Here is a 10176-nt window from a genome sequence, read left to right as displayed (position 1 = left end):
GCAGTGATCTCGACCCGGTGCGCCTGGTGATGGCGCAGCACAACCTCGGGGCCGGCGCTGGTCTGTGCCGCGCCGATGCACTGCGCCCGGTGACCCGCGACGCGGTAGTGCTGGCCGACCCGGCGCGGCGCCGCGGTGGGCGGCGGCGCTTCCACCCACGCGACTACCAACCCGCCCTGGACCAGTTGCTGAACACCTATCGAGATCGCCACCTGGTCGTCAAATGTGCTCCCGGAATCGATTTCCAGCAGCTCGGCCAACTCGGTTTCCACGGTGAAATAGAGCTGACGTCATACGGCGGCACGGTCCGCGAAGCCTGTCTATGGTCAGCGGGGCTCGCCCCGCCGGGAGTGCGCCGCCGGGCCACTGTGCTGGACCGCGGCGAACAGATCACCGACGCGGATCCGGATGACTGTCCGATTGCGCCCGCGGGGCGCTGGATCGTCGACCCCGACGGCGCGGTGGTGCGAGCCGGTCTGGTCCGCCACTACGCCGCCCGGCACGGACTCTGGCAGCTCGACCCGCACATTGCCTATCTGTCCGGTGACCGGCTGCCCTCGGCGGTGCGCGGCTTCGAAGTCCTCGACCAACTACCTTTCGACGAAAAGCGGCTGCATCAGGCACTCTCAGCATTGGACTGCGGCTCGGTGGAGATCCTGGTGCGCGGCGTCCGTGGCGAGCAGGCCGATCCGGAACTGCTTCGGCGACGACTCCGGTTGCGGGGCAGCCAACCCCTGGCCGTCGTCATCACCCGGATCGGCTCGGCGCGCGCCGGTGCTGCGAGCGCATTCGTTTGCAAACCCTCCAGATAGGCCCAAGGTAGGCTGGCAGCAGTCATTCCGGGTGCCTGCCCGTTCTTGAGTCTGCAAGGACAATTCACGATGCGAAACCTGGTGGCTGCCGCAATGCTGGCAGTCGCGCCCACCGTTCCCGGCTTAACCGGGCCGATTGCCGCGGCGCAACCGTCATGCGCCGCCCTGGGCGGAACCCTTGAGAACGGTCAGATGTGCCGCGTGTCCGCGACTAACCCCGGCTACATGGTCAACATGACCTTTCCCACCGACTATGCCGACGAACAGGCGCTCACCGACTTCCTGTCGCAGAACCGCGACGGGTTCATCAGCGTTGCGCAGACATCCGGTTCCCGCGACGTGCCCTACCAGATGGAAGTCACCGCCGAAGAGTTCCGCTCCGGCCAACCGCCGCACAGCACGCAGAGCGTGATGCTCAAGGTCTTCGAGGACCTCGGCGGCCCACGGCCGTCCACGTCGTACAAAGGCTTCAACTACGACCTCGGCAAGCGCCAGCCCGTCACCTTCGACAACCTATTCGCGCCGGGAAGCAAACCGTTGGACGCAATTTACCCCATCGTGCAGCGAGAGGTGGGCCAGAACGGGTTGGGTGCGGCGATTTCGCCCGGTACCGGTCTGGACCCCGCGCACTACCAGAACTTCGCCATCACCGACGACGACGTCATCTTCTACTTCGCGCCCGGTGAGCTGTTGCCGTCCTCCGCCGGTGCCACCCAGGCGCGCGTGCCGCGCAATGCCCTTCCGCCGCTGACGGTGTAACTTCGGCCGGTGCCCCCTGCGCCGCTCAGCTGGGCGCGAAGCTGTACACCTGCCCGACGCTGGTGGCGACGACCACACGGCGATCGGCCCCTACCGACACCCCTACCGGATAGCCGGACGCCGCGGGCAGCGGGTAGCCGTTGATCGTGTGACCATCGGCAGGATCGAAGACCAGCAGTGACAGCCCCGTCGAACCCGGACCGGGGCCGCCGGCGACGACGGCGTAGCCGGCATGACTTCCGGCCAGGCTCGACGACGACAGTGGTGTGACGTCGTCGCGGCGCCACACCTGCTGGGCGTGATCGCCGGCGTCCTTGACGGCGACCAGCCTGGTGTCGGGTCCGCCGCCGGACACGATCAGCCCGGACGGCAGCACCGCCGGCGGGGTCTGCGCCAAGAATTTGAGGTCCACCGACCATTTCGGTTTCCCATCGGCAGAATGCAGCGCCCACAGCCGGTTGTCTCGGCCGTTGACGTAAACCGTCGCGCCGTCGGCGGACAATACCGGGCTGGCGAGCACCCCGGCGCCGACGTCGCCGCTGGTCCATTCGCGCATCAGCAATGGATGTTGGCCGCGGTGGTACCTCAGGGCGACCAGCACCGCGGATTTCGCGCCAGGCTCCCACAGGCCGATCGCCACGAGACCGCTCGCCGCGGAGAACGCGGGAGCCGCCGCGATCGGGCAATCCGGGCGCGCCGATGCGCAATCGGACAGTCCGCGCGCCGAATCGGTGGGGTCCACGGCGTCGACCAAGTCCATCGGGCTGCCGACCACGGTCCCGCGGTGAGCGTCGAAGACCACCACCTGACCGAGGTGCGTGACCACAAGGAGTTGCCCGTCGTCCAGGATCCGCGGTGTCAGCGGCATTCCGATCACCGGCCGGCGCCACCGGATCCACTGGGTGGACGGGAAGGCCAGCATCGCTCCCGGCTGGCCGACATACAAATTGTCGAAGCCGTCGAACAGCGGACTGGAGAAGCCGCCGCCCTGAAACAGCCGGGTGCACCACCGCTGCCGGCCGTTGTCGTTGTTCTCCCACTCCATCAGCGAACAACCGCCGAGCGTCTGCGCGTTGAGAGCAAGCCAACTGCGTGCACTGAGAGCCGCCCCCGCGGCCAGGTCGCCCTTCACCGAGCGCGTCCACCGCAGGACCAGCGAAGTTGCGCCAGCGGTCGCGGTGTAGCTGCTGTTAGACGCGTCGGCGTATTGAGCGGGCCAGCCCTGCGCAGGGACGGTGTTCACCCAGGAGTCGGTATTGCCGCAGCCGCTGAGCGCAGCGGTCAGAACCGCCGCCGACAGCATGGACACCGAACGCCGCAGCACTGCGGCTCCGGCCCCGCGTCCGGTGTGCGTGATTTTGCGAAATATTGCGCTTCCGCCGTTCATAACCCGCACACTCCGCGGACGACAGCGGGGGAGTCGCCAAAACACGGTGTGGGTCCCAGATCCTTTCGAAGCGCGGTGTCAAGGCTACCGAGTACAGGTGAGGGTAGCTCGTCAGGCTAGTCACGCTGGGCTTCATCGCCTGACTCCTCCTCGGGAGGCGGTGCGTCCCCGTCGTCACGCTAGGCTTCATCGCCTGACTCCTCCTCGGGAGGCGGTGCGTCCCGCATCGTCGTCACGCTGGGTTTCATCGCCCGACTCCTCCTCGGGACGCGGTGCGTCCCGCATCGTCGTCACGCTAGGCTTCCGGCCATGACGAGCATGTGGGGCGCGCCGCTGCATCGCCGCTGGAGTGGATCTCGACTGCGTGACCCACGCCAGGCCCGATTTCTCACCTTGGCGTCGCTGAAATGGGTGCTGGCCAACCGGGCTTACACCCCGTGGTACCTCGTCCGCTATTGGCGGCTGCTGAAGTTCAAGCTGGCTAATCCGCACATCATCACCCGGGGCATGGTCTTCCTCGGTAAGGGCGTCGAGATTCACGCGACACCGGAGCTCGCTCAGCTGGAAATCGGCCGCTGGGTCCATATCGGCGACAAGAACACCATTCGCGCCCACGAGGGCTCGCTGCGGTTCGGCGACAAGGTGGTGCTCGGTCGAGACAACGTCGTCAACACCTATCTCGATGTCGAGTTCGGTGATTCCGTGTTGATGGCCGACTGGTGTTACATCTGCGATTTCGACCATCGGATGGATGACATCACCCTGCCGATCAAGGACCAGGGCATCGTCAAAAGCCCGGTGCGGATCGGGCCGGACACCTGGATCGCGACGAAGGTGACGGTGCTGCGCGGCACCACGGTCGGGCGGGGCTGCGTGCTGGGATCGCACGCAGTGGTCAAGGGCGACATACCGGACTACTCGATCGCGGTGGGCGCGCCGGCCAAAGTTGTCAAGAATCGTCAGCTGGCCTGGGAAACTTCGGCGGCGCAGCGCGCCCAGCTGGCCGCGGCGCTCGCCGATATCGAACGCAAGAAGGCTTCTCACTGATCTCTTCTGCTGACGGCGGCGACCCGCTTCGCCCGGCTTTCAGCCGCGCTCGCGATCGCCTTGAAGCTGACGGCGACGACCCGCTTCGCCCGGCTTTCAGCCGCGCTCGCGACCGCCTTGAAGTTGCTGGCGATCAGATGCGCTGATAGCGGTGCAGCGCTTCCACCCGCTCAGCGCGGTGATCGACGATCGGCGCCGGGTATTTCGGCGGACGCTCGCCCTTGAGGAGATGGACGTCCTCGACGTCGGCGAGCTCAGGCACCCAGCGGCGGATGTAGTCGCCGGACGGATCGAATTTCTCGCCCTGCGTCGTGGGATTGAACACCCGGAAATAGGGCGCCGCGTCGGTGCCCGAACCCGCGCACCACTGCCAGCCGTGCTGGTTGTTGGCCATGTCGCCGTCGACCAGCTGCTCCAGAAACCAGCGGGCGCCCCACTGCCACGGCAGATGCAGGTCCTTCACCAGAAACGACGCCACGATCATCCGCACCCGATTGTGCATATATCCGATTCCGGCCAGCTGACGCATGCCGGCGTCGACGATCGGATATCCGGTTTCGCCGGCTTTCCACGCCTCGAAGCGACGTTTGGCTTCGGCGCGGGTGTCGACTTCGATCGCGTTGAAGTCCTCGTTCCAATTCCACCAGGCGCTGTGCGGCCAGTGATGGAGCACCGCGGCATAGAAGTCGCGGAAAGCCAGTTCCCGCAGATACGCCTGCGGCCCCTCGCGACGCAGATTCAGGTCGGCGACCATGGTTCTCGGATGAACGGTGCCGAACTTGAGGTGGGCTGACATCCGGCTGGTGCCGTGCAGGTCCGGCCGGTTGCGGTCGGTGGCGTAGCGCTCGATTCCATGCTCGACGAATTCGGCCCACAACCGCAGCGCGGCCGCCTCCCCGGCGGCAAGGTCGAGCTTGACGCCGGGATCGGGGATCTCGGTTTGTTTGACTCCCTTGACGTCCAGCTTCGCCGGGTCAACCCAACGCGCCGATTGTGGGCCGGTCTTGGCCGGTGGCCGCCGATCGGTGTTTCGCCATCGCTGCAGGAAAGGCGTGAACACTTTGTAAGGGGTGCCGTCATCTTTGATCACCCGCCCCGGCGACACCAGATAGGGCGACCCCGTGGCAACCAGCGGCACCTGGTCGAGGCTTTCCCGCACCCGCTCGTCGCGGCGCCGCCCGAACGGTGCGAAATCCTCCGACACGTGAACCGCAGACGCCTCGACATGGCTGGCGATCGACGGGATGAGCTTCTCCGGCAGCCCACGCGCCACCAGCAGCCGGCCATCCAGATCGTCGGCCAGCCGGCGCAGCGAGTCGCAGAGGAACTGCATCCGGCGGGGGCCGGATGTTTCCAGCCGCGGATCGAGCACGAAGCAGGCCAACACTTCCTCGCCGCCGGCGGCGGCAGACTGCAGCGCCGGCAAATCTGCCAATCGGAGGTCACGACGGAACCACAGAACGGCAGTCACCGATTGAGCCGCCAGATGCGGATGGACAACAGAAAGGCGAACGCACACCAGAGCGGGTAGGGCAGCAACGCAAACCCGGCCCGCGGCACAGCACCGGCGGTCCGCCGGTTGAGGTCCGCGGTACTGACCGCCAGGACGCCGGCGCCCAACGCGGACAACCCGAGTTTGCGGTACTTGAAGAACAGCCAACTCCAGCTGGCGTTCAAAGACAGATTGATGCTCAACGCGACGATGTAGCGGCGCAGTGCGCGATGCTGGCCGGTGGTCCGCAACCGGTCAACGGCGACGGCGGACGTGGCTGCGATGTCGGTGTACAAGGAGGTCCAAGCCAGCGGAAACACCCAGTCGGGTGGCACGTAAGACGGCTTTCGCAACCGCGCATACCAAGCGGGCTGCTGGCCCAGGTTGGCGATGGTACCCAGACCCGCAGCTGCGGCGACCGCCAGCGTCGTTGCGGCAAGCGTCTTTGTCCTCACCGAATCCCCTCGAACGACCACCCGTTCAGCATTTCAGTCTTTTAAGTATTAATCAACTGAATGAACGGGGGATTTGCGGATATGCTGATAGCGCCATGGCCACTGATGAGAAGGTAACCAACCGCGCCGCGCTGGAGTCGACGATCTCGGCTGACCTGCGCGTGCTGTCTGCGGAATCCGACCAGATTGGTCGGCTGTTCGCTGCGTCTCAGGATGTGCGCTCCACCGACTTCCGGGCCCTGCTGCATGTCATGGTGGGCGAAACTGCCGGAGAGCCCATTACTTCCGGCGATCTTCGGCAGTTGATGGGGCTTTCCGGTGCGGCAATCACCTACCTGGTGGACCGGATGATCGATTCGGGTCACCTGCGCCGGGAAACCCATCCGGCGGACCGCCGTAAGGTGGTGTTGCGCTATGCCGAACCCGGGTTCGACACTGCGCGCGCGTTCTTCGTCCCGCTCGGCATGCACTCCAGGGCTGCGATGGCCGATCTCAGTGACGACGATTTAGCCGCCGGGCATCGGGTATTCACCGCGTTGATCACTGCCATGCGGCGCTATCAAGATGAACTCAAAGGCGCGGAAAGCTAGCGGCCGCAGTGGTCGGCTGCCCTGCCGCGACGTTAAGTGATCGGCACCTGGAGAACAGAAACGATTCACCCATGACGCCTGACCAACCCGATATCGAGACGCGGAAGCGGCGCCACATCGACGTATGCCTCGAGGACGCCGTGTCCTACTGCCGTGTGACGACCGGCCTCGAGCGCTTCTGGCTGCCGTACAACGCGTTGACACAGACCAGCCTCGCGCACATTGACCTGTCCACAACCTTCCTCGGTGTTCCCTTGGAGGCTCCGGTACTGATCGGCGCAATGACCGGCGGCGCGGATATGTCGGCCACTATCAACCGGAATCTGGCCGCGGCCGCGCAACGGCTGGGCATCGGAATGATGCTCGGATCTCAGCGGATCATGCTGGACAGCGTGCTCGGCGAGCGGGCCGCAGACAGCTTCAGCGTGCGGGACGTGGCCCCAGATGTATTGCTGCTGGGCAACATCGGCTTGGCCCAGTTGACGAAGGCGGCCATCCCCGACGTCGCCAAAGCGCTCGACCGGGTTGGTGCTGATGCGTTGGCAGTGCACACCAATCCGCTGCAGGAAGCAGTCCAGCACAACGGGGATACCGATTTCTCCGGATCGTTCGAGCGTCTGCAAGATGTCGCTCAGGCACTGCCCTATCCGGTGATGCTGAAGGAAGTAGGACACGGGATAGGTGCCGCCGCTGTCGCGCAACTCATTCAGCCGTCGGGCGAGCCGCCGGTCGCTGCCATCGATGTCGCCGGAGCAGGCGGCACGTCGTGGTCGCGCGTCGAGCAGTTCGTTCGTTACGGCCGATTGCGCCATCCCGATCTGGCGGACTGGGGTGTGCCCACAGCGCGCGCGATCATCGAGGTCCGCGCGGCGTTGCCGGCAATCCCGCTAGTTGCTTCCGGAGGCATCCGCACTGGCATGGACGCCGCCAAGGCGCTGGCGTTGGGCGCCGACGTGGTCGCGGTGGCGCGGCCGCTGCTGGCCCCGGCGATCGAATCCGCCGATGCTGCTACGGAATGGCTCCAGCGGTTCATCGACGAACTCAGGATTTGTCTGCATGGTTGTGGCGCAACGGATTTGACCGCTCTGCGCGATGTGGGCGTGGAGCCCTCCCCTTAGCCGCGGGTGTGTTGAGACATGGCAGTGATATTGGCATACGGCTCGCCTGCGCTCGGGCATCTCCTGCCGCTCGGAGCGCTGTTGCAGGAGTTGGCTGACCGCGGTCACCAGGTACACCTGCGCACGATGGCCGCCGAGGTTTCGCGGATGCGGTGCGTCGGCCTGCACACCGAGCCGGTCGAGCCCCGCATCGAGGCCATAGTCGGGCGGGACTGGACGGCGAACAGCGCACTAGGCGTGCTGAAGATGTCCATCGATGTGCTGTGCCGGCGGGCGGTTCTGGAGGTCGATGATCTACGCGTCGCGATCGACAGTGTCCGGCCCGACGCCCTTATCATCGATGCAAATTGCTGGGGGGCAATGTCGTTCGCAGAAGCCGCCGGAGTCCCGTGGTCGGTGTTCTCGCCCTTCAGCCCGTACCTGCGGGCACGGGGGGTGCCGCCGTTCGGCCCTGGTCTGCGGCCGCTGCCGGGCATTGTCGGTGAGGTCCGCGATGCGTCGGTGCGTCCGTTCGTGCGGTATCTGTTCGATCGACCGATAGTGCCGCGGCTGAACGCGGTTCGCGCCGAACTGGGGGTGCCCGTCGTCAGCAGTGTCGATGATCTGATGCGGCGCGCGCCGCTGCTGTTGGCGGTCGGTGGCGAACCGTTCGAGTATCCGCATGCCGGCTGGGGTGACACCGTGCACCTCATCGGCGCTTGCAGGTTCGAGCCCACGCCCACACCGGCGCCGGAGTGGTTGCGCGCCATCGAACGGCCCATTGTGCTGGTGAGCACGTCTTCGATCAAGCAGGCCGACACTGTGCTGGGATCGACGGCATTGCAGGCGCTGGCCGGCGAACCGGTTCATGTCATCGCCACCTTCCCCGCGGGTATCCCGCCGGACCTGCCCCGGCCGCCCAACGCCACGGTGTGCCGATTCGTCCCGCACGACGTGGTGCTCGACCGTGCCAGCTGCGCTGTCACCCACGGTGGCATGGGGACTACCGTCAAGGCACTCGATCGGGGTGTGCCGGTATGCGTCGTCCCTTTCGCCCGCGATCAAGCGGAGGTCGCACGGCGCGTCGAGGTGGCTCGTTGCGGCACCCGGCTGCCGGCCAAGAAGCTCAATCCATCGCGACTACGCGAGTCGGTGCGTAAAGCGATGACGATGGTCGAGGGTGCCCGCCGGGTTGCCGCCGGTTTCGCCGCGACCGGAGGTGTAGTGCGCGGAGCCGACTTGATCGAAGAACGCGTACTCGCGGTCGCCGCAGGAGAATTGGCGGCCGAGTAAGCTGCGTCGTCAATCGCCGGGTGAAAAAATTTCAGCCGGTACAGTTTCGGCGACGATCACCGCGAAACCTTACGGCGCCGATCCGTTGGTGCAGTCCCTTGAACGGCCTTCGGTACCGTTTGATGGTCCAGCAGCTCGGTCTCGAAATCCGACATTGCGCTGACCATCGCCATGAACACGCGGTGCGCGGCCACCAGGTCCCGGTCGTCCAGAGCTGCGAGCGCACCACGCAGATGAACCCCGAGCGGACCGAAGAAGTCGTGTGCCAGAGCCATCCCGCTGAGCTCGTAGCGAAGCAGCGACTTTCGCCGGTCGCCGGGATCGGCTTCGCGCCGGATGTGCCCGGCGTCGATCATCCGATCGACGAGATAGGTGATGGCCGCCGGCGACACATCCATTCGTTCCCGCAGCTGCGCCAGTGTCAGCGGCTTGCCCGCCGTTTCGGCCACCATGATGTGCAGCAATGCATGAAAGTCGCTGCCGCTCACATCGTTTCGACGGGCGAAGTAGCGACCTATCCGGTCGGACTGGGCTGTTATCGCCCTCATATCGGCCGACATCAGCTTCTCCAGCTCTGGTCGGCGCAACGGTATCTGCCTGGCTCGTTTGGTCACCGCATCCTTCTTCGCGTGATTCTATGCAACATCAGGCGCTAAGTGGAGCTTTCGATCGCAGCGAGCAATCCGTCGGGGTCGGCGACGGTGACGGTCAGTGCGGAATGGTCACGAAAGCCGATGACGCGGTGGATGCGCGGCTCGAAGTGAATGCAGACACCGGCGCGGGCGTTGGTTCCGAAGGTGAGGCCGTCATCGACCATCGAGAGTCTGGGGCCGACCGCGGTCCACCATCGGTACGGGCCGGTCACATGCGCGTCATGCACCATCGACAACGGCGCATCGACCCGGAACGGCCCGTATACGGCGACGAGACGAATGTCGTCCGTCAGGGTCACGCCCTGCCGGCCCGGCCACACGCGGAATGGCCCCCAGACCGGCGCCAGCCGGCCGTCGTAGCGGTAGGGGAAGTGCCGACCCGCATCAGCGTGTTCTGGCATGGCGGTCCAATCCTGACGAGGCCCGGTGTGAGCCCATGAACGCGGGGGGCGCCGGACGATCACTGTCGGCCTAGCCTGTCACTATGCCATCCGGGTCAGCACAGCCACACACAGAACTGGCCCGCGTGGCCGGCGACGGGGGCGCGGCGGCCCCTGCGGCACAGCTCGCGCTCGGAGACGGGCCGGTGGC

The 10176-nt window shown here is 65.9% G+C and carries 11 protein-coding genes; 6 read left to right on the top strand and 5 right to left on the bottom strand.

All coding sequences use genetic code 11. From position 1 onward, the window contains the following. Together WA317_RS13110 and WA317_RS13105 are read left to right on the top strand one after the other, a co-directional pair. Positions 1 to 812: THUMP-like domain-containing protein (locus WA317_RS13110; RefSeq protein ID WP_425173441.1), on the top strand; the 812-nt coding region annotated here is incomplete at its 5' end. Positions 813 to 881: 69 nt separating this feature from the next. After that, on the top strand, positions 882 to 1571 hold the full coding sequence (locus WA317_RS13105) for an esterase (RefSeq protein WP_425173440.1): 690 nt from the start codon (positions 882 to 884) through the stop codon (positions 1569 to 1571). Positions 1572 to 1596: 25 nt separating this feature from the next. On the opposite strand, the gene WA317_RS13100 is transcribed toward WA317_RS13105, so the two are convergent. Beyond that, positions 1597 to 2874, bottom strand: a complete 1278-nt coding sequence (locus tag WA317_RS13100) for a PQQ-binding-like beta-propeller repeat protein (protein ID WP_425173443.1) — start codon at positions 2872 to 2874, stop codon at positions 1597 to 1599. 393 nt (positions 2875 to 3267) lie between these two features. Between WA317_RS13100 and WA317_RS13095 the strand changes: the two genes are divergently transcribed. Continuing rightward, positions 3268 to 4005: an acyltransferase gene (locus tag WA317_RS13095; RefSeq protein WP_425173439.1), complete on the top strand. Its 738-nt coding sequence runs from the start codon at positions 3268 to 3270 to the stop codon at positions 4003 to 4005. Positions 4006 to 4138: 133 nt separating this feature from the next. Here WA317_RS13095 and WA317_RS13090 read toward each other — a convergent pair whose 3' ends face one another. Together WA317_RS13090 and WA317_RS13085 are read right to left on the bottom strand one after the other, a co-directional pair. Next, a complete protein-coding gene (locus WA317_RS13090; protein WP_425173438.1) occupies positions 4139 to 5476 on the bottom strand; it encodes a cryptochrome/photolyase family protein in 1338 nt (445 codons plus the stop codon). Then, positions 5473 to 5952, bottom strand: a complete 480-nt coding sequence (locus WA317_RS13085) for a TspO/MBR family protein (RefSeq protein ID WP_425173437.1) — start codon at positions 5950 to 5952, stop codon at positions 5473 to 5475. Before WA317_RS13085 ends, WA317_RS13090 begins: the two co-directional genes overlap by 4 nt. A 95-nt stretch (positions 5953 to 6047) precedes the next feature. On the opposite strand from WA317_RS13085, the gene WA317_RS13080 reads away from it, so the two are divergent. The 3 genes from WA317_RS13080 (at position 6048) to WA317_RS13070 (ending at position 8932) form a co-directional block, all read left to right on the top strand. Beyond that, entirely contained in the window at positions 6048 to 6542 is a 495-nt protein-coding gene (locus tag WA317_RS13080) for a MarR family winged helix-turn-helix transcriptional regulator (RefSeq protein ID WP_425173442.1), read from the top strand. A 71-nt stretch (positions 6543 to 6613) separates the two neighbouring features. Beyond that, complete coding sequence (gene fni / locus WA317_RS13075) at positions 6614 to 7660, top strand: type 2 isopentenyl-diphosphate Delta-isomerase (RefSeq protein WP_425173436.1); 1047 nt, start codon at positions 6614 to 6616, stop codon at positions 7658 to 7660. Positions 7661 to 7678: 18 nt separating this feature from the next. After that, positions 7679 to 8932: a glycosyltransferase gene (locus tag WA317_RS13070; protein ID WP_425173435.1), complete on the top strand. Its 1254-nt coding sequence runs from the start codon at positions 7679 to 7681 to the stop codon at positions 8930 to 8932. 56 nt (positions 8933 to 8988) lie between these two features. On the opposite strand, the gene WA317_RS13065 is transcribed toward WA317_RS13070, so the two are convergent. Both WA317_RS13065 and WA317_RS13060 read right to left on the bottom strand, forming a co-directional pair. Next, complete coding sequence (locus WA317_RS13065; protein WP_425173434.1) at positions 8989 to 9546, bottom strand: MarR family winged helix-turn-helix transcriptional regulator; 558 nt, start codon at positions 9544 to 9546, stop codon at positions 8989 to 8991. Positions 9547 to 9584: 38 nt separating this feature from the next. Further along, positions 9585 to 9986: a hypothetical protein gene (locus tag WA317_RS13060; RefSeq protein ID WP_425173433.1), complete on the bottom strand. Its 402-nt coding sequence runs from the start codon at positions 9984 to 9986 to the stop codon at positions 9585 to 9587. Positions 9987 to 10176: the final 190 nt, after the last annotated feature.

Origin of the sequence: Mycobacterium sp. (assembly GCF_049802695.1) — a bacterium.
Lineage (GTDB): Bacteria > Actinomycetota > Actinomycetes > Mycobacteriales > Mycobacteriaceae > Mycobacterium.
Note: the sequence above shows the minus strand (reverse complement) of the source record. Positions and strands in the feature narration are given on the sequence as shown.